The organism is Ureibacillus sp. FSL K6-3587 (assembly GCF_038593165.1).
In the GTDB taxonomy this organism is placed as follows: Bacteria; Bacillota; Bacilli; order Bacillales_A; family Planococcaceae; genus Ureibacillus; species Ureibacillus suwonensis.
The window spans coordinates 3,188,042-3,205,729 of record NZ_CP151969.1; the positions used below are offsets into that span (position 1 = coordinate 3,188,042).

Below are 17,688 nucleotides of genomic sequence, written 5' to 3' on the forward strand. Positions count from 1 at the left end.
CATTTCAAACAAAAAGAGGTTGGGACAAAACCCCCTCTAAAATGGAAACAGCCCATGAAATTTTGGAATAAAATTTCATGGGCTGTTCTTCATTTTTTCAATAAAAATAAGGACATCTTCTGTTAAAATTTAAGTATCCAACCCCAAAAATTTTAACGAAAGAAGTGTCCTTATGTTTAAATATTATAACATGAATCAATTAGTTTTGCCTTTAGATTTAGAAATAAAATTACAAGAAAATGATATTGCCTTCCACATCCACCATTTAGTTGAAAGTATTCCAGATGAAGCCTTCCAGCCGTTTCTTCGAAATACAGGTTGTCCTGCTTATCATCCACGCATGATGCTAAAAATTATTTTGTGTGCCTATTCGCAGTCTGTCTTTTCAGGTCGAAAAATTGAAGCGCTATTAAAGGACAGTATACGAATGATGTGGTTGGCACAAGGATATGAACCAAGTTATCGGACGATCAATCGTTTTCGTGTGCATCCGGAAGTAAAAGAATTAATTCGTCAATGTTTTGTCCAATTCCGTTGCCAACTGGTGGAAGAAAAGTTAATCGATCAAGAAGCCATTTTTATCGATGGTACGAAGATTGAAGCGAATGCCAATAAATTTACTTTCGTATGGAAGAAATCCATTGAAAAATACAACCAAAGCTTAATTGAAAAATCCAATCAGCTCTACAACGAACTGTTAGAGAAGGAAATCATCCCTGAAATGGAGCGGGAAAATGAGGGAGAACTGTCCGTTGAAGAACTCGCTCAAATGGTGCAACAAGTCGATGAAGTGATTACGGAATATGACCAAAAGATAGAAGCATCGCCCGATGCCACAGAACGAAAAGCATTAAGAAGCGAACGGAAATATCCGAAGCGAGTGTACAAACAGTTGATTGACTTGATTTTACGTAAACAAAAGTATCAAAAAGACTTCGAAATCTTGGGTGAACGGAATAGTTATTCCAAAACAGACTTAGATGCGACGTTCATGCGAATGAAAGACGACTATATGAAAAACGGTCAATTGAAGGCTGGATACAACGTACAAATCGCAACAGAAGGTCAATACGCACTAGCTTATAGCATCTTTCCAAATCCTACTGATACACGTACATTAATTCCGTTCTTGAATAAGATAGAAAAGGATTATTTTCCGTTGCCAAAGTATATTGTCGCAGATGCTGGTTATGGTAGTGAACAAAACTATGAAGACATCCTTTCGAATCGAAAATGTGAGGCACTCATTCCATATACCATGTATGAGAAAGAACAAAAGAAGAAATATAAACAAAATCCATTTCATCCAGACAATTGGATGTACGACGAAGAAAGTGATACCTACATTTGTCCAAATCAGCAGCGAGTAACCTTCCGTTATCGTTCTGTACGTACAGATAAGACTGGTTTCAAACGAGAATTGAAAATCTATGAATGTGAAAACTGTTCAGGATGTCCATTTCGTTCATCATGCACAAAAGCAAAGGAAGGCAATCACCGAAAGGTCATGGTGAATGAAAAATGGGAACAACAAAAAGAATATGTAAGAGCGAAGCTTTCAGAAGAAAAAGCTGGTTCTATTTTCCGTCAACGTAAAATAGACGTAGAACCAGTTTTTGGATTCTTGAAGGCTAATTTGCGTTTCACTCGATTTTCCGTTCGAGGAAAATCGAAAGTGGAAAATGAAATGGGCATTGCCTTAATGGCCGTGAATTTACGGAAATACACGGCCAACAAAGATCAACTGACCAAAAATAATGGAGAGAAATGGAAAAAGGAGAATTTGAGTTGGCTCAAATTCTCCTTTTTCCTATTTTGAAGCTAGTTTTGTCCCAGCCTCCGCATAAACCCTTTGGCTTATTTTATTAATTGATCCACATTCTCAATTGGCATCGGTTTATAGAAATAAAAACCTTGGGCTGTCGGACATTCCATTTTATGTATTAATTGGAGTTGTTCCCTTGTTTCTATTCCTTCAGCTACTGTATGCAACCCCATATTTTTTGCCATTTGGATGATCGACTGGACAATGATTCTTCCTTTATCATCATGCACTTTATTCACAAAGTTCCGGGCAATTTTAATTTCGGAAATGGGAAGATTCATCAAATAGCTTAATGATGAAAACCCGACTCCGAAATCATCGACAGAATTTTCAAAACCAAACTTCTGCAAACTTTGCAATATCGAGTTTGCCCGTTCAATATCAACCAAACAAATGCTTTCTGTAATTTCCAGTTTCAAATATTTCGGGTCAATACCATATAGATTTGTCAACCCGATTAAATCTTCAACAAATGTCGGTGTGTAAAAATGGGAAGGTGAAATATTGACCGCCACTTGATATAAACGCTGATTTCTCTCTTTTCTCTTTCTGAGCCATTGAAGAACTTGTTCAATGATAAGGGAATCGAGCTCTTTGATTTGCCCAAGAGATTCCGCCACTTCAATAAATACGGCGGGTGAAACAACCCCCAACTGTTTGGAATGCCATCTGGCAAGCGCTTCGAAGCCTTCCACTTCACCGGTTCCAATTTTCACTTTTGGCTGCAAATGCACAGCGATTTCCCTATTTTGAATTGCCCGAATCAACTCGTTTTGAAGTTCCATTGTTTTTTCAATTTCGATTCCATACTCTTCTTTGTAAGATACAATGGTATTGCCGGGGGATTTTTTGGCCACATTCAAGGCAATATCCGCAAAATGCGCCAATTCATGGATATTCCCTGTGAAATAACTTAATGAGACCACGCCAATATTGAAAGAGATAAATAACTCCATTTGATTAATAATAAATGATTGGTTCTTTATTTCTGACAATTTTTTTGTATAATGCTCAATTTTATCCTCATGGCAAATTCCGAAAACAATTAAAGATGCTTCGGAAGTTTTGGAAATGATGATTTCGATATCGGATAATTCGCTGCGTATCCTCTTTTCGATTTCCTTTTGCAATAAAGAGAGCTGGGCATTCTTTAAAAAATGGATGATTTGAAGGTAATTTGTCGGCTGTATCAACAACACAAAGCCCGTTGTATTCTTCCCGATTTTCTTCTGCAATTGATTTAAGAAAAATTCGTAGTCGGTTAATCCGGAAATTGGATCTATGTATTCCAGTTGATTTGGAATCTTATGATTCTTTTCATGAAAGATCATTACATCAAATATGTGGTTTCCTTCATCATCAAAAAACGGTTGACGCAATACATCAATCAACAAAGCACTTCCATCTTTCCTCCGGCATAACACTTCCCTTTTACTGTTCCAATCCGTGGAGCCAAACTGTAAAATAGATTCAAAGGTTTGATTTTTCACATCATCTGTTATGTGTCCTGTTAATTCCGTAAATATGTTATTGGCATATAAAATACGATGATTAACAGTATCTAAAACGAGGAAGGCCGTTTGGAACTGTTCGCCGATTCTGCAAAGCCAAAAAAATAAATTCTCTTTTTCCAATTTCGTTTCTAGCACTCGATGTCCCCCTTCCAATTACACCTCCACCTATATATTATAGAAAAATATGAAAAAAAAGCTACTTTTTAGTAAGTGATTTTTCTTCAAATAAAATAAAAAGCGGAACAAAACTTTGAAAAATAACAAAAATGAATTACAAAAGCAGATTAGATGATAATATTTTATAAAAAAACTACAAAAAATTTTTTTATTATTTTTCCCAAAAAATTCATTTTTTATTGAAAATCAATGGCATTTTTGTGAACCTTCGCTTATTAAAAATTAGAAAAAATAAATTACCATCCATATTTGGATGATAATTTGTTTTCATGATATACCATGGCTATTAAATCATGATTCATATATAACATTATTCAACAAAATTATAATTGAATAATTTTTGGGTCTTTCCCTTTTGAATTCATTATTTTTATTTGTGAAGGGACGATTTTTAATACCACCATGTTCGGATCATCCGGACCATCAAACCAAAATCTTAACACTTTATTCCAAACTTTCTCTTTCATTCCTTCATCGGAAGACACTTCCACCCTGCCTTCAATTTCCAAGTAGGAATCTCCAAATCCTTTGCCGTCATAACCGATTAAAATGTGGGTATAAGGATTTTTTGAAAGTTCCTCCACTTTATGCGTGTCTTTTTTGGTAACTGTGTACAATGTAAAATTATCATTATAAAACGCCATATACCGGGAATGGGGCTTATCTCCCTCGATGGTCGCCATTGTCCCCACCAGATTATCATTCAATATTTTTTCTGCGATTTCTCGATCTGTTTTTGGCATAACAACCACTCCATCCGTTTTTTTATTTTTTAGTATTTCAAAAAATGATTGTTTTATGTGAATGTCATACAACTGGCCGCCAACTTTTTAAAAATTGTTCCATTTTTGATCTGCCTAATTGGATCAAATGTTCCTTCGCTTCTTCGTCCAGGTCGAATTGGGTTGCATGGATGTGCTCCACCGGAATGAATATGATGTTCTTTTCGTGTCTTCTGGAAATGTAGCGGTTATCGTGGGCGTTCATCATGGCTTTAAACAATGCCTCAAATAAATTCAATCCGTTATTTATCTTTTGGGGAGGAATTTCCGCGGCTGGACTGCTGAGCTTCAGCCCCAATAAAGGACGGATCCTTTTCCCATTATCATAGATCCACAAAGGGAAATTGCTTAACACGCCTCCGTCGACAAAAACGGAATCCCCATTCCCATTGTTTAATCTTACAGGTTCAAAGAAAAATGGTATTCCGCAGCTCATTCTTAATGCCTTGGCTACCGAAAATTCTCTCCAATCTTTTCCATACAAATGCAGATCATCGGGAAGCACAATCATCCGGCCATTGGTTAAATCTGATGCAACGACTTTCAACGTATCGTGGGGCAAGTCTCCAAATGTATATACATCTTTCTCCGCCAGTTTTTTACACAACCATTTTTCAAGAGCTTTTCCTTTGTACAATCCTAATCGGACATAAAGATTGAGCCATTTCAAAAAGGGAAGAGTTTTAGAATATTTCGGCGGATCCAATAACGATTTCGTGTCCAATTCTTCCAGTGCCTTTTCGATCTCTTTAACTGTGTAACCCGCTGCGATAAAAGCTGCGACAATTGAGCCGGCGCTTGTTCCGGCTACCCTTTTAAAGGTGAATCCCTTTTCCGTCAACACTTGATAGGCACCGACAAAGGCAAACGCTTTTATTCCACCGCCTGAAAATACACCATCAATTTCCATGTACCCTCTCCCTTATCTTTCATTGTTATACTTTAAGAAAAAATAAGGGATTTTAGAACTTTTTATCGAGAAAAATCGAAAACAAGTATGAAAAAAATCGCAAGCCCATCGTACTTTTTTCTTGTAAGGCCTGCGATTTTCCTTAAACGTCTTTTATTCATTTAAGATGGACGGATTTTGCTTGCTGGACGGCTTTCCCTTATTTTCATTCTGGTTTTCTTTTTTTGCTTTCTCGTTTTGGCCGAGTACATCCAAATCATCCGGGCTTAAATCATATCCGTAACCGTATTCTTCCCGGTCCAATGGTTTTTCTTTCTTCTTTGCCATATCGGTCACCTCCATCGGACTTAATTTGCCTCATCATGGCCGATTTATACTTTGAATGACCGATGAACGTAAAAAAAGGCGAACCCCAACAGGATTCGCCTTCTTCTTATGATTGAATCATATTATTTTTTCGCAGCTGCGTATTTTTCAGCTACAACGTCCCAGTTTACTACATTCCAGAATGCGGAGATGTATTCAGGACGACGGTTTTGATATTTCAAGTAATAAGCATGTTCCCAAACGTCCAAGCCAAGGATTGGTGTTTCACCTTCCATGTATGGAGAATCTTGGTTTGGAGTGGAAGTAACTTTTAGTTCGCCGTTTTTGTCCACAACAAGCCAAGCCCAACCTGAACCGAAGCGGCCAGCTGCAGCTTTGGAGAATTCATCTTTGAACACATCGAAGCTGCCGAATTTTGCATCGATTGCAGCTGCTAAATCACCTGCAGGAGCTTTTGCACCGCCAGGAGTCAAGATTTCCCAGAATAATGAGTGGTTAGCATGTCCACCACCGTTGTTGCGTACCGCAGTTTGTTTATCTGCAGGCACTGCATCAAGATTTGAGATTAATTCAATCAAATCTTTATCAGCAAATTCTGTGCCTTCAACAGCAGCATTTAAGTTTGTCACATACGTATTGTGGTGTTTCGTATGGTGAATTTCCATTGTTTGTGCATCAATATAAGGTTCTAAAGCGTCATATGCATAAGGTAATTTTGGTAATTCAAAAGCCATGAAAATTTCCTCCTTTTATATAAATCAGTAATTTCTTACCTCTTCTATAAGATTATCAGAATAAAGATAGCCGTTCAATTATTACGCTCACCTGCTCAATGATTTTCAGACTTTTGACCGAAATTTGATCAACCCCAAAAATTCAGCCAACTTCACTATAACCTTATGAAGGGTTTTTTATACAATGAAATGCTTCATTAAAAAACAATCGCAATGATAAAGATGAGAATCATCACCAATTGAAGAATGCTTTTGGTGATCACGGATGTCAAAAAGCCGACAAGCGAACCGATCCCTGCCCGGACAGCTTGTGGGAAATCAGATCTTGCAACGATAAATTCCCCGAGCACCGCTCCAATGAAAGGGCCGATAATTATGCCCAAATACGGTATGATGAAAGGTCCAATCAACAACCCGATCGTGCTGCCCCAGAGGCCGGCTTTCGTGCCCCCAAACTTTTTTACACTGACAAGATTCGCTAAAGCATCCGCCATAAACAATAAAACCACGAACAATATTTCAATCAGCCAGAACCACCAGGAAAGTTCAGCAAAGGAGAAAAACAGCCCATACAAGATGAACCCGAACAATAAAAACAGCACTGATGGTATGACAGGATATAATAACCCTGCAAAGGCAATGATAAAACAAATGATAATCAACAACCAGGCCAGTATTTCCATCCTTTTCCCTCCATATCTTAACTGTATTTACGTAAAGATTTTGAAAAAGTTTCATTTCAACAAATTTGTCCATTTTTTCTTATTTCATGATAAACTTTCAATGGAGGAGAAGAAGATGGTCACACATATACAATTGTTCATAGACAGCCTATTTCAACCGAAAAAACTGGCGGCTTATCGTGTGCTGCCAATCGGCAAAGTGATTCAATACGTATTTATTTTGATTGCAATCGTAACGATATTTGCATTTATTCAATTTTTGACGGGCGTATCGGAAACGGCGATCCAATTCAAAGGATTGCGGCAATACGTCAAAGATATTCAATGGCTTCTTTATCCATTCGCACTTTTTTTATTATTTTTCACCTCTACCGTCCTGCTGTTTGTCAGAATTTCGATTTACGCGGCAATCGGGGCATTATTACTGAAATTGTTGAAACGGCGGGGAGAATATCGTCATATGTGGAGAACAACCGCTTTCGCCATTACTTGGTCAACCCTTCTTTCCATTCTATTTTCTTTCCTATCCATTTCTAGCTGGGTTGCAACAATGGTTTCTTCGATTCTTACCATTGTTCTATTAATTTTTGCTTCATTAAACTATCCAAAATTGGCAAAATCGAAGTTCTGAATCCTTCCTTGCTTCATATAGTGGAGCAAGGAGGGATTTTTTATGAGGCTCTTTCTATCAATCGCCATTGCAATCATTTTGATAACGGTCATCAAAATAGATTTGACGGAAGGAACGGTTCCTGTAACCGCCTATTCCAAATCGGCCCCATGCAATGAACAACTGGCTGTGAAATATGTGCCGGTCATTACGGAAGAAGGGGATACGGTGCAAAGCTTGCTTGCCCAATATCCTGCCGACGAGAGAATTTCCTTGCCGGAACGTATGGCGGATTTCTATAAATTGAATCCCCATTTAAAAAAACAGGTCATTGTGCCTGGCGAATTGATCAAAATACCAATCTATTCTAGCAATCAAAATTGCGAAAAATAAAATGTTTCTTCCTTGTCGACACTATTTTACACTGCTAAAATAATGGAAGTGAAGGTACGGGAAAAGTACCTCAAAAAGGAGAGAGTTTTGATGAGTGAAATTATTCATCGTACAAAAACACGTCCTGTACGAGTTGGTAATTTAACAATCGGCGGGAACAATGAAGTCATTGTTCAAAGTATGTGTACAACAAAAACCCACGATGTGGAAGCGACTGTCGCTGAAATATTGAGATTGGAAGAAGCAGGTTGTCAAATCGTGCGGGTTGCTGTTCCGGATGAACGGGCGGCAGCAGCCATTCCTGAAATAAAAAAACGAATCCATATCCCGTTAGTGGCGGATATTCATTTCAACTATAAACTTGCATTAATGGCAATCGAAAACGGCATTGATAAAGTGCGCATCAATCCTGGAAATATCGGGCGCCGTGAAAAAGTGGAAGCCGTTGTCAAAGCGGCGAAAGAACGGGGCGTTCCAATCCGGATTGGCGTCAACGCAGGCTCCCTTGAAAGACATATCCTTGAAAAATATGGTTATCCAACAGCGGATGGAATGGTCGAATCTGCTTTGCATCATATAAAAATACTTGAAGATTTGGATTTCCATGACATCATCGTATCCATGAAAGCTTCCGATGTGAATCTTGCCATCGAAGCCTACGAAAAAGCGGCGCGCACCTTTGATTATCCATTGCATCTTGGCATTACGGAATCCGGAACACTCTTTTCCGGCACAATCAAATCCGCTGCCGGTTTAGGTGCCCTTCTTTCAAGAGGCATCGGAAATACAATCCGTATTTCCCTCTCCGCTGACCCGGTGGAAGAAGTGAAAGTGGCAAGGGAATTATTGAAATCCTTTGGTCTTGCATCCAACATGGCAACATTGGTTTCCTGCCCTACTTGCGGACGAATCGAAATCGATCTCATTTCCATCGCCAATGAAATCGAAGAATACATTTCCAAATTAAATGTACCGTTGAAAGTGGCTGTGCTTGGCTGCGCGGTAAACGGACCTGGAGAAGCGAGAGAAGCGGACATCGGAATCGCCGGGGCCCGCGGTGAAGGCCTGCTCTTTATGAAAGGCAAAACCGTACGGAAAGTCCCTGAGGAAACGATGGTGGAAGAATTGAAAAAAGAGATCGACAAATTGGCGGCAGAAAAATTGGCTGAACGGGAACAGCAGCAAATCTGAATTTAAGGGGGGTCTATCATGAAGCAGGAAAAGCCCCGTTTCGGTATTGATATCGATGGGACAGTGACTACTCCTGATACGCTGATTCCGCATATCAATAAACAATACAAAACAAATATCGTGCTTGACGATGTGGTTGAGTACGACTTTTTAAGCGCTTTCCCCCACCCCGTTGACCGGAACGAGTTTGCGCGATGGTTCAAAGAAAATGAACCGTATCTCTACTCTGTAAGCAAAATTGTCAACGATGCCCAACGAATTTTAAACCATTGGCATAAACAATATGAGTTATATTATATTTCCGCGCGGGACCAGCACTTGTATGACGTAACAAAACGTTGGTTTGAAGAGCATCAGGTGCCTTATGATCACATTGAATTGATCGGCAGCCACAATAAATTGGAGGCTGCAAAAAAATACCGCATTGAAGTATTTTTTGAAGATAAGCACGATAATGCGGTGGAACTTGCGGAAGAACTGAAAATTCCCGTGCTGTTATTTGACACCCCTTATAATCGCAAAGCCGTTCCTTCCAATGTCATAAGGGTGCAAAATTGGAAAGAAGCGAACCAATGGATTCAGCGCCATTTTTGATGGCATCGCTAGACTTGTCCATCTTGCCGGACCAGCCTAGCGTTTTTTTATATATCCAAAATCCCCCTCACCCAACGGTCCACAAACGATTCAAAAGTAATCCCATAGCGGTTATAAATATCATGATAGACAAAATAAATTCCCAGTTTTTCCAGCAACTCATCATTGATTTTCATGAAAACTTCCCTTCTATTAGAGTTGATTTCATTGAATTTTAACGGAAATTTCATATTCCTCTAATCCAACGATGAATTTTTTCGCTATTATGATAATGAACGGTAGTTCCATCACTGGGGGGTTGGTAATGCGGAGAATGCATTGTTTTTTTGCACTCATATTTTTTATTTTTCTACTAGCTGGATGCAGCGATATTAAAGAGGCGGTTTCCGGCATACATACTCAGGCGGAAAAAGCGAAAAGCGGTTTAACGGTTGATGCTTACTCATTGCGCGAATTTGAAATTGAATATAATGATGAAACCTTTACTGTAGAAGAATTGTTTAAAACTATTCTACGTGATGTCCAATGGGAATATGAAAAAAATCAAAATCAGCATCAATTGCTGATCAAGGGCACTTGGAAAGAGCCTCTTTTCGACTATTTGCAATTATCGGATGAAGTAAAAGAAGAACTTGCAACTACGGGAAAAATTTTGATTACATTAACATTTGAAGAGGATCAGCTGGTTCCCGGCGAAACAACGGTGACAATGAAATTAAAAGAAGATACATTGGTGGATGAAAAAGGAGAAGATATTTTACATTACTTTTATGATATTTATTTGGGCGAAAAAATGTGAATGGAGCCAATGCTGTGCACCCATCAAAAAGAGGCTGGGACATAACTAATAAAGTGAACGAGCTGCAAAAAGAATTTTTGTAAAAAATTGATTGGAGTGACGGGGCGAGTGCTCCTGTCGCGCACGCTTAGTCGCAAAGCAAAAGCTTTCCTGCGACGAGCCCTCTCGAGACCCCGCAGGAGCGAAGGATTGAGCTCCGAGGAGGCTCGAGCCGGGCCCGCGGAAAGCGTCCCCGGAACGGAAATCAATTTTCTTCAATTATCAAAAAAACACCATTTTCTCCCGGGAGAAAATGGTGTTTTTTATCTTTTGTCCCAGCCTCTTTTAATTATATTTGTTCAAGAATAAAATGAATAAAATCATTCATGTTTTCGGGTGAAACCCCATGGCCCACAGGATATGTTTTATAGACCACCTTTGCCCCATATTCCTCAAAAAACGCTTTGCTTTTTTCACTCCAAACGATTGGGTAGTCATAATCATATTCCCCGTGGGAAATGAAAATTTTCGTCTCCGTCATATTCTGTTTATAATATTGATCTTTGACAAAGTCCGGCAAATATCCGGACAATGCAGCACATGCTTTAATCCGGTTCCCCATTGCCACACATAAAGTTTGTGCGATCACAGCACCTTGATTAAAACCTGCCACAAAAATTTTCTCCGGATCCAATTGATATTCGTCGATCGCTTGCAAAATAAAATCTTTGGTGACGGCCACCACTTTATCGAAAATTTCCTGTACCGGCTTTCCTTCTTCCTCAAACGTATAAAAGGCGTAACCGGGATCATGGGTGATCGGACCTCTTAAACTGAAAACATGGCAAACCTCCTGAATGCCCCCGATAATTTGCAGCAAATCCTCCTCATCGCTGCCCAATCCATGGAACAAAAAGATCGCTGGACTTTGTTTACTTTCCACTTTAGGTTCGATATGTTTAAAAGTAAATACTGATTGCATTTTATTTCCTCCCGACTTATATCCTACTATACAACTATATTTTCTTTATTTTATGAAAACATATTATTTTTGCATTAATTTTGTTGATAACCCTTTTTAAGTTTTACTAGAAATCAATGATAATATTTCAAAAAATGTCGATAAAATGTATCTTTTTTATTATTTTTAAAAAATTTGTCTATTATTTGAAAATTAATTTGGTAAACTAAGATTAGAAGTATTTTATCAATTATCCTTCAACCACTTTCGGGGAAAATTTTACCGATTTTCATAGTAAAGGGGTGTCAATGTTGTATAGGGAAATTACAGTAGATCGCAGCTTATTATATATCGAGCAATATCATATCGACAATTTTAATAACCTGGCAAAAAAGTATAATCAATGCAATCATCTTGTAAAAGAGGGAGCACTTAATATCATAGATGCATGGATTATCGCCTTTAATATTTGGCTTTTATTACTTCCCGATAAATATAACATCATTCACTCAGCCGAAAAAACCCTATACTACTCCTCGAATTTCGTCATACTAAATGCACTTCAAGAAAATGTTCATTTTAATCAATTAAAAGCTCGAAAAAATCGCCCCGAATTATTATATTATATCATTTCTCTTTTACTGGCTACAGGTTTAAATAAATGGATTTTGCAAGTGATGACAAAATACGATTTAACCCATATGATTGAACGGAATAAACGACGGATCTACTTTGATGCGCATTTAGGGTCGGAGGAAGATCTCCAAGCCTTTTTGGAGGATCAATCAAAATTCGTGAAAGCGGCTGTAAAAGAGTTAAATTCCACAAATTCCTTTGATAAAATGATAAAACGTGCCATTGATGAAGCCTACAAAATTTTTAATGAATATCGGAATAAATCAAAAGAGCCATCCACTTCCTGAAGATGGCTCTTTTATTTGGTTATTATTATATTAATTGTTTTCCAATGTGGAAGCGACTTCCGCAATCACCACAATATTGTCGATTGTAGGACTCTCTTCGCTTCCGCCTGCAGGACGTTTATGCGCTTCTTTGAATGAATCGCTCTCTCTCCATGCCTGGAAGTCTTCCAGTGTATCCCAATACATGACTACACTCATTTCATCATAATCTTCAAATTGGGTGCTCACCAATACTTCCACTTTCTTGAAACCTTTGAATGTCAATAATGGGCCAGGTTGTGTAAATCGTGGAGCCATTTTTTTCGCAAATCCTTTTTTAACTTTGATGCGATTTGTCACTGTATACATAAAAAACAAACCCCTTTTTCTATTGAGAATAACTATCATTTACATTATTAACATAGTTTAATGGAATACGCAATCCGTCCCTTTTATTCATTTGCCAAAAAATCAAAACGGAATGTATCATCCGTGATCGGTTCCACTTTTGCCAATGCATACGTGGAACCTTTTTGGGAAAAGAAATCGTATGTGGATCCTTCATTTCGGATTCCGTTCATTACAATGGGGTTGATTTCCTCCTCCGGAAACATGGTATCCAAGCCCAAATTCATCAACGCTTTATTGCCGTTATAGCGAATGTACGCCTTCACTTCATCCTCCAGGCCGGTTCCCCTGTATATTTCATCTGTGTATTGCAATTCATTGTCGTACAATTCCAGCAGTAATTCATAACCCCATTGTTTTAATGATTCTTGCTGTTCTTTCGTAAATTGGTTGAATAGATTTTGGGCAAAGATTCCGACAGCCACTCCATGAATCGATTCATCTCTCAATATGAGGGATATCACCTCTGCGCTGTTTCGCAAAATCCCTTGTCCGCCCAGATAGAGCGGATAGAAAAATCCGGAATAGAACAGGAAGGATTCGAGCATGACAGAGGCAAACATGGCTTTCCATAAACTCACCGGATCATGTTCTTGAATGGCTTGATAAATTTCCGCAATTTTTTGCGCTTTATACTGCAAATGTCCATTTTCTTTCACCCATTGAAAAATTTCTTCGATTTCGTCTTTGTTGCAAAGGGTTGTAAATATATAGGAAAAAGGCCTCAAATCCGTCAAATTGACCCCCACTCCTCCGCCAAGTCTTGAGAGTTCCAGACAATATCCAATGTTTTCGGCAATGCTGTTCATCGAATCATCCATCGACAATTTGAAACAGCTAACCAATTCACCCCGCGCTTTTTTCCCGCTGTTCAGGGCAGTTGGCGTCGCCGGTTGAAAAGCTTCCATGATGGCACGGATCGCCTTTTCCGCCATTTGTTCATTTCCATCCGCCAGATAAAGGGCAATAATGCTCATACGATCTTCATAAGTTTCTAAAATTTCCTTTCCATCCCGGCTTTTCATTGCGTAGCTGTCATAAAATTTTTTAGCGCTCATAAACGTTTGGAAACGGAACCGGTAGGCATAGGCGATTTCAAATATTTGCCGGATAAAGTCCATGGAATACTTTTTCAAGAAAGCTTCCTCATAATAACCTTCTTCTATTAAATAACGAACCTTTTCTTCTATGCCCGAAAACTGGCGCATGCGGGGATGAATATACTCGAAGAAAAATTGACGGGTGGCCTGCCGATCTTTCTCCAAGTCGATGCGGCCCGTTTGCCGATAGTGATTCAACACTTCATTATTGAGCATTAAATATGTTTTCATCTGAAAATCCCCCCTTGTATCGTTCTTTTATAAAACTCCATAATGGCGTGATAATTTTTTTGAAATCCCCTTAATTCAATCTTTTCAACAATCGGGATGCCATAAGTTTCACTGATCACATCTGCAGAACGGCAAAAATAAGAATGACCAAAATTGGAATTCCCGCTTGCCACCACTCCTTTGCAAAGGTGGGCATTATTTTTTAAAAACCCTTCTACAATTGGTGGCACTTCCCCAATTCCATCGGTATAAGTGCACAACAAAAAGGGTTCGTCCAATATCAGCCCTTCTTGAATTTCAATGTTCGGCAATCCTAATTGATGAACGATAAACCGCACATTTCCGGTTCTTGAGGCATAAGCGATCATACCTTCATCATGCCGATGATTTTTTTAGCTTCTTCCATGTCATCCATCAGCTCACCGTCAATTTCCATAACCGGGACAGTAAAGAATCCGGCTTTCAATAATCTTTCTTTCGCTTCTTCATTGGAATCAACGTTTATTTCCTCATATTGTCTTTCGAAACCCAGTTTCTTTAACTCAAATTTCATCAACATGCACTTTGGACAAACTTTTTTGGAATATAACTTCATATCCTTTCTCCTTTCCATCAATTCAATGACAAAAAAATAAGCCATACCCTTTTTCGGGTAAGGCTTTGAAATGGAAACAATCAGGCGCTAAGAAATGGACCTTTTGCTTCCATTTCTTAGCCCCCGAAGAAATGAGCAATTTCCGTTTATCAGGCAGGTCTCCTGGCTCATGCATCATCCTACAAGTTCCCTTCCCATGCCATTGGCACAGTGGATTTGAACTTTTCGTCAGCAATTACAGTTGCGGGGACAGCATCAGATTTTCACTGATTTCCCTTTTAATCTACTATATATAGTAGAACCTGATAAACAAATATACTATATATTGTGTTGTCGTGTAACATTGTAACATGCAGATTTGTTAAATACAAGTGGAATTGGAAAAACTTAATGTTTAAGCATGATTTCCAATCGTCTTAATGCTTTTTCCTGCTGAATGTACAACTTTTGGGCCTCTTCCAAAGAAATGAGTTGAAAGCGTATTTTCGAAAAGGGTTGAAGTTGGGCGAGTTTCGGCAAATCAACGGAAACCACTTGAGCCAATTTAGGATAACCGCCCGTCGTCTGACAATCCGCCATTAAGATAATGGGCTGCCCGCTTGGAGGCACTTGGACGGTTCCAAAGGTGACTGCCTCTGATAATAATTGGATAGGTTCTTTCGTAATTAGTGGACTATCCCCCATTAAACGGTAACCCATGCGATCCGCATCTTTCGAAATCGTAAAGATGCAATTGATGAAGGCATTCCTGCTTTTTTCCGCAAATCGATCATATTCCGTCCCTTTTACCACCCGAATTTCCGCATCCCGACTCTTAATCAACCAATCTCCCGGAAGAATCCCCCACTTCCCTTTTTGCACTGGCTTCGATTCCGGAATTGGAAGTTCGTCTCCTTTTTGCAAAGGGCGGCCTTTAAATCCTCCTATCCCGGCACGGATATAAGTGCTGTAACTATTTAATACTTTCTTGACTTGAATTCCACCTTTGATGTGCAAATAGCCCCTTGCTCCATCTTTGCAGGAGCCCAGCTTTAAAATGCTGCCCTTTTCGGCAAAAACCGGCTTCCACATCCGGCATGGTTTCTCATTCAAGAGCGGATGAAAATTGGCCCCTGTCAAACAAAACACCGCATCACAATTAAATTTCACCGTCGGACCGATTAAAGTGAATTCCAGTGCCGCAGAAGGCGCTTGCTGTAACAGCATTTCCCCCATGCGATAAGAGAGGGTATCCATTGCCCCTCCAACAATGACGCCATACTGCTGAAAACCCCTTCTTCCTGAATCTTGGATCGTCGTTAAAAGACCCGGTTTCAGTATTGTCATCGTCATGACCTTTCACCTTCTAATTCCATAAACTCTTTTTCAGTAATGGGGACAAAACGGATCCGGTCTCCTGCCCGCAATAACGTTGGCGGGTTTTGATCCGGAAGAAACAATTTTAATGGGGTGCGGCCAATGATTTGCCACCCTCCAGGTGTTTCAAGGGGGTAAATCCCTGTTTGCTTTCCGGCAATCCCTACAGAACCGGCCGGGATTTTCAATCGGGGTGTTTCTTTGCGGGGAGTTGCGATTCTTTCATCCATCCCGCCCAAAAAAGGAAATCCGGGTGCAAAGCCCAACATGTAGACAAGATAATCGTTTTTTGTATGTATCTCAATGACTTCTTTTTCAGACAAATGGTGAATTCGGGCAATTTCCGTTAAATCCGGGCCATAGATTCCTCCGTAACAGACAGGGATTTCAACCAATCTGTTTTTTTCCTTTGGCAAATCAATCTCTTTTTGTAACAGCCTTTGAAGCCGGGAGACCACTTTTTCGTACGGGGAGCGCCCTTCAATATCCCATTGATCCACTGCCATTACATCATAATAAACACAAACATTCGTATAACTTGGTACAACCTCTATCAGACCATCGAAGGGCTCCTTTTCAAGAAGGGAAAGAAATTTTTTTATTGATAAATGGATCTCTTCTGAAATGGCATTTCCGAAATAGACCAATACAGCACTTTCCCCCAGTGGTTTAAATTGTACGGCCATGTTTGCTACTTTCCTCCAATTTGTATCAATATTAAAGGAATTATATCAAAAGCACATTTTTTATGATATATTTTTCCATAAATCCATTGAGTATCTGGAATAATAAATTGGAGGTTATTGATGTGAACCGGGTCGATTTGAATTGTGATATCGGAGAGGATTTTGGAAGATACACGCTCGCCAACCAAAAAGAAATTTTACAATATGTTTCTTCAGCGAATATCGCCTGCGGTTTTCATGCGGGGGATCCATCCGTCATGAGGGAAACGGTGAAAGTGGCTCTGGATCATGGAGTGAAAATCGGGGCCCATCCGGGATTGCCGGATTTATTGGGATTCGGAAGAAGGGAAATGGCCATCACTTATCAAGAAGCTTATGATATGGTGGTCTATCAAATTGGCGCATTACAGGCTTTTTTAACGATTGAAGGAGAAAAAATGCAGCATGTGAAGCCCCACGGCGCCCTTTATAATATGGCGGCAAAAGATCCTGAAATTGCGGAGGCCATCGCAAAAGCGGTATATGACGTTTCTCCCGATTTGATCTTATTCGGCCTTGCATCGAGCGAATTAACAAAAGCGGGTGAAAAAATCGGACTTCGGACTGCCCACGAAGTATTTGCTGACCGTACTTATCAAAAGGATGGCACGTTAACATCCCGAAAACAGCCCGATGCAATGATTACCGACCAAAATGAAGCCGTTCAACAAGTGATCAGAATGGTGAAAGAAGGAAAAGTAAAATCCCGCCAAGGCGTGGATGTGCTTTTACGGGCGGATACCGTTTGTATTCATGGTGATGGTGAACATGCCGTGGATTTTGCAAGATTTATCAAAGGGGAATTGCTGAAAAATGGAATTGAAGTGAAGGCTTTCATATAAAATTACACTTTGGATTCAATGAAACTTAAACAATATGAAAGGCTGCCCAA

Annotated in this window: 21 protein-coding genes, 2 pseudogenes and 1 riboswitch; of the genes and pseudogenes, 8 read left to right on the top strand and 15 right to left on the bottom strand. The window is 39.3% G+C overall.

Annotated elements, in window-relative coordinates; all coding sequences use genetic code 11:
- Positions 1–172: 172 nt before the first annotated feature.
- Positions 173–1,819, top strand: coding sequence for an IS1182 family transposase (locus NSS77_RS15720; RefSeq protein ID WP_342468967.1), 1,647 nt, complete (start codon positions 173–175; stop codon positions 1,817–1,819).
- A gap of 38 nt (positions 1,820–1,857) precedes the next feature.
- Here the strand turns inward: NSS77_RS15720 and NSS77_RS15725 are convergent, their stop codons facing one another.
- The 6 genes from NSS77_RS15725 to NSS77_RS15750 form a co-directional block, all read right to left on the bottom strand.
- Positions 1,858–3,474: an EAL domain-containing protein gene (locus NSS77_RS15725; protein ID WP_342469584.1), complete on the bottom strand. Its 1,617-nt coding sequence runs from the start codon at positions 3,472–3,474 to the stop codon at positions 1,858–1,860.
- Between the two features lie 365 nt (positions 3,475–3,839).
- Positions 3,840–4,259, bottom strand: a complete 420-nt coding sequence (locus tag NSS77_RS15730; RefSeq protein WP_342469585.1) for a pyridoxamine 5'-phosphate oxidase family protein — start codon at positions 4,257–4,259, stop codon at positions 3,840–3,842.
- A 64-nt stretch (positions 4,260–4,323) separates the two neighbouring features.
- On the bottom strand, positions 4,324–5,208 hold the full coding sequence (locus NSS77_RS15735) for a patatin-like phospholipase family protein (protein WP_342469586.1): 885 nt from the start codon (positions 5,206–5,208) through the stop codon (positions 4,324–4,326).
- Positions 5,209–5,361: 153 nt separating this feature from the next.
- Positions 5,362–5,535 (bottom strand): hypothetical protein, encoded by a 174-nt coding sequence (locus NSS77_RS15740; protein WP_342469587.1) that lies wholly within the window; start codon positions 5,533–5,535, stop codon positions 5,362–5,364.
- A 122-nt stretch (positions 5,536–5,657) separates the two neighbouring features.
- On the bottom strand, positions 5,658–6,269 hold the full coding sequence (locus NSS77_RS15745; RefSeq protein ID WP_342469588.1) for a superoxide dismutase: 612 nt from the start codon (positions 6,267–6,269) through the stop codon (positions 5,658–5,660).
- 197 nt (positions 6,270–6,466) lie between these two features.
- Positions 6,467–6,952: a DUF456 family protein gene (locus NSS77_RS15750; protein WP_342469589.1), complete on the bottom strand. Its 486-nt coding sequence runs from the start codon at positions 6,950–6,952 to the stop codon at positions 6,467–6,469.
- A 115-nt stretch (positions 6,953–7,067) separates the two neighbouring features.
- Between NSS77_RS15750 and NSS77_RS15755 the strand changes: the two genes are divergently transcribed.
- The 4 genes from NSS77_RS15755 (at position 7,068) to NSS77_RS15770 (ending at position 9,740) form a co-directional block, all read left to right on the top strand.
- Positions 7,068–7,583 (top strand): DUF1189 family protein, encoded by a 516-nt coding sequence (locus NSS77_RS15755; protein WP_342469590.1) that lies wholly within the window; start codon positions 7,068–7,070, stop codon positions 7,581–7,583.
- Positions 7,584–7,625: 42 nt separating this feature from the next.
- Positions 7,626–7,955 carry a hypothetical protein gene (locus NSS77_RS15760; protein WP_342469591.1) on the top strand — a complete coding sequence of 110 codons (330 nt, stop codon included), beginning with the start codon at positions 7,626–7,628 and terminating at the stop codon, positions 7,953–7,955.
- A 90-nt stretch (positions 7,956–8,045) separates the two neighbouring features.
- The gene (gene ispG / locus NSS77_RS15765; protein WP_342469592.1) at positions 8,046–9,146 is read left to right on the top strand and encodes a flavodoxin-dependent (E)-4-hydroxy-3-methylbut-2-enyl-diphosphate synthase; all 1,101 of its coding nucleotides are present in this window, start codon (positions 8,046–8,048) and stop codon (positions 9,144–9,146) included.
- A gap of 18 nt (positions 9,147–9,164) precedes the next feature.
- The gene (locus NSS77_RS15770; RefSeq protein WP_342469593.1) at positions 9,165–9,740 is read left to right on the top strand and encodes a hypothetical protein; all 576 of its coding nucleotides are present in this window, start codon (positions 9,165–9,167) and stop codon (positions 9,738–9,740) included.
- 47 nt (positions 9,741–9,787) lie between these two features.
- Here NSS77_RS15770 and NSS77_RS15775 read toward each other — a convergent pair whose 3' ends face one another.
- Positions 9,788–9,916, bottom strand: coding sequence for a hypothetical protein (locus NSS77_RS15775; protein WP_342469594.1), 129 nt, complete (start codon positions 9,914–9,916; stop codon positions 9,788–9,790).
- Between the two features lie 128 nt (positions 9,917–10,044).
- Between NSS77_RS15775 and NSS77_RS15780 the strand changes: the two genes are divergently transcribed.
- Positions 10,045–10,539, top strand: coding sequence for a 23S rRNA methyltransferase (locus NSS77_RS15780; protein WP_342469595.1), 495 nt, complete (start codon positions 10,045–10,047; stop codon positions 10,537–10,539).
- A gap of 328 nt (positions 10,540–10,867) precedes the next feature.
- Here NSS77_RS15780 and NSS77_RS15785 read toward each other — a convergent pair whose 3' ends face one another.
- Positions 10,868–11,500 (bottom strand): dienelactone hydrolase family protein, encoded by a 633-nt coding sequence (locus NSS77_RS15785; protein WP_342469596.1) that lies wholly within the window; start codon positions 11,498–11,500, stop codon positions 10,868–10,870.
- A gap of 287 nt (positions 11,501–11,787) precedes the next feature.
- Between NSS77_RS15785 and NSS77_RS15790 the strand changes: the two genes are divergently transcribed.
- On the top strand, positions 11,788–12,402 hold the full coding sequence (locus NSS77_RS15790) for a hypothetical protein (RefSeq protein ID WP_342469597.1): 615 nt from the start codon (positions 11,788–11,790) through the stop codon (positions 12,400–12,402).
- A gap of 30 nt (positions 12,403–12,432) precedes the next feature.
- Here NSS77_RS15790 and NSS77_RS15795 read toward each other — a convergent pair whose 3' ends face one another.
- From NSS77_RS15795 to pxpB, 7 genes and pseudogenes are all read right to left on the bottom strand, one after another.
- On the bottom strand, positions 12,433–12,750 hold the full coding sequence (locus tag NSS77_RS15795; protein ID WP_342469598.1) for a heme oxygenase: 318 nt from the start codon (positions 12,748–12,750) through the stop codon (positions 12,433–12,435).
- 83 nt (positions 12,751–12,833) lie between these two features.
- A pseudogene (locus NSS77_RS15800) lies at positions 12,834–13,514 on the bottom strand (ribonucleotide-diphosphate reductase subunit beta); the annotation flags it as partial.
- A 3-nt stretch (positions 13,515–13,517) separates the two neighbouring features.
- A pseudogene (locus NSS77_RS15805) lies at positions 13,518–14,120 on the bottom strand (ribonucleotide reductase N-terminal alpha domain-containing protein); the annotation flags it as partial.
- Positions 14,117–14,488, bottom strand: a complete 372-nt coding sequence (gene nrdI / locus NSS77_RS15810; RefSeq protein WP_342469599.1) for a class Ib ribonucleoside-diphosphate reductase assembly flavoprotein NrdI — start codon at positions 14,486–14,488, stop codon at positions 14,117–14,119. The pseudogene NSS77_RS15805 and the gene nrdI, both read right to left, overlap by 4 nt.
- Positions 14,485–14,715 (bottom strand): glutaredoxin, encoded by a 231-nt coding sequence (locus NSS77_RS15815; RefSeq protein WP_342469600.1) that lies wholly within the window; start codon positions 14,713–14,715, stop codon positions 14,485–14,487. The genes nrdI and NSS77_RS15815 overlap by 4 nt, the downstream gene beginning before the upstream one ends.
- A 134-nt stretch (positions 14,716–14,849) precedes the next feature.
- A riboswitch (cobalamin riboswitch) is annotated at positions 14,850–15,036 on the bottom strand.
- A 66-nt stretch (positions 15,037–15,102) separates the two neighbouring features.
- Positions 15,103–16,047, bottom strand: coding sequence for a biotin-dependent carboxyltransferase family protein (locus tag NSS77_RS15820; protein ID WP_342469601.1), 945 nt, complete (start codon positions 16,045–16,047; stop codon positions 15,103–15,105).
- Complete coding sequence (pxpB, locus tag NSS77_RS15825; protein WP_342469602.1) at positions 16,044–16,757, bottom strand: 5-oxoprolinase subunit PxpB; 714 nt, start codon at positions 16,755–16,757, stop codon at positions 16,044–16,046. The genes NSS77_RS15820 and pxpB overlap by 4 nt, the downstream gene beginning before the upstream one ends.
- 122 nt (positions 16,758–16,879) lie before the next feature.
- Here pxpB and pxpA point away from each other — a divergent pair, with 122 nt between their 5' ends.
- Positions 16,880–17,638 carry a 5-oxoprolinase subunit PxpA gene (gene pxpA / locus NSS77_RS15830; RefSeq protein ID WP_342469603.1) on the top strand — a complete coding sequence of 253 codons (759 nt, stop codon included), beginning with the start codon at positions 16,880–16,882 and terminating at the stop codon, positions 17,636–17,638.
- Positions 17,639–17,688: the final 50 nt, after the last annotated feature.

Bases quoted from the DNA above. Each gene is read 5' to 3' on its own strand.
- NSS77_RS15720 (WP_342468967.1), top strand. From the start codon at position 173: ATGTTTAAATATTATAACATGAATCAATTAGTTTTGCCTTTAGATTTA.
- NSS77_RS15730 (WP_342469585.1), bottom strand. From the start codon at position 4,259: ATGCCAAAAACAGATCGAGAAATCGCAGAAAAAATATTGAATGATAAT.
- NSS77_RS15735 (WP_342469586.1), bottom strand. From the start codon at position 5,208: ATGGAAATTGATGGTGTATTTTCAGGCGGTGGAATAAAAGCGTTTGCC.
- NSS77_RS15740 (WP_342469587.1), bottom strand. From the start codon at position 5,535: ATGGCAAAGAAGAAAGAAAAACCATTGGACCGGGAAGAATACGGTTAC.
- NSS77_RS15745 (WP_342469588.1), bottom strand. From the start codon at position 6,269: ATGGCTTTTGAATTACCAAAATTACCTTATGCATATGACGCTTTAGAA.
- NSS77_RS15750 (WP_342469589.1), bottom strand. From the start codon at position 6,952: ATGGAAATACTGGCCTGGTTGTTGATTATCATTTGTTTTATCATTGCC.
- NSS77_RS15755 (WP_342469590.1), top strand. From the start codon at position 7,068: ATGGTCACACATATACAATTGTTCATAGACAGCCTATTTCAACCGAAA.
- NSS77_RS15760 (WP_342469591.1), top strand. From the start codon at position 7,626: ATGAGGCTCTTTCTATCAATCGCCATTGCAATCATTTTGATAACGGTC.
- ispG (WP_342469592.1), top strand. From the start codon at position 8,046: ATGAGTGAAATTATTCATCGTACAAAAACACGTCCTGTACGAGTTGGT.
- NSS77_RS15770 (WP_342469593.1), top strand. From the start codon at position 9,165: ATGAAGCAGGAAAAGCCCCGTTTCGGTATTGATATCGATGGGACAGTG.
- NSS77_RS15775 (WP_342469594.1), bottom strand. From the start codon at position 9,916: ATGAAAATCAATGATGAGTTGCTGGAAAAACTGGGAATTTATTTTGTC.
- NSS77_RS15780 (WP_342469595.1), top strand. From the start codon at position 10,045: ATGCGGAGAATGCATTGTTTTTTTGCACTCATATTTTTTATTTTTCTA.
- NSS77_RS15785 (WP_342469596.1), bottom strand. From the start codon at position 11,500: ATGCAATCAGTATTTACTTTTAAACATATCGAACCTAAAGTGGAAAGT.
- NSS77_RS15790 (WP_342469597.1), top strand. From the start codon at position 11,788: ATGTTGTATAGGGAAATTACAGTAGATCGCAGCTTATTATATATCGAG.
- NSS77_RS15795 (WP_342469598.1), bottom strand. From the start codon at position 12,750: ATGTATACAGTGACAAATCGCATCAAAGTTAAAAAAGGATTTGCGAAA.
- nrdI (WP_342469599.1), bottom strand. From the start codon at position 14,488: ATGATCGCTTATGCCTCAAGAACCGGAAATGTGCGGTTTATCGTTCAT.
- NSS77_RS15815 (WP_342469600.1), bottom strand. From the start codon at position 14,715: ATGAAGTTATATTCCAAAAAAGTTTGTCCAAAGTGCATGTTGATGAAA.
- NSS77_RS15820 (WP_342469601.1), bottom strand. From the start codon at position 16,047: ATGACGATGACAATACTGAAACCGGGTCTTTTAACGACGATCCAAGAT.
- pxpB (WP_342469602.1), bottom strand. From the start codon at position 16,757: ATGGCCGTACAATTTAAACCACTGGGGGAAAGTGCTGTATTGGTCTAT.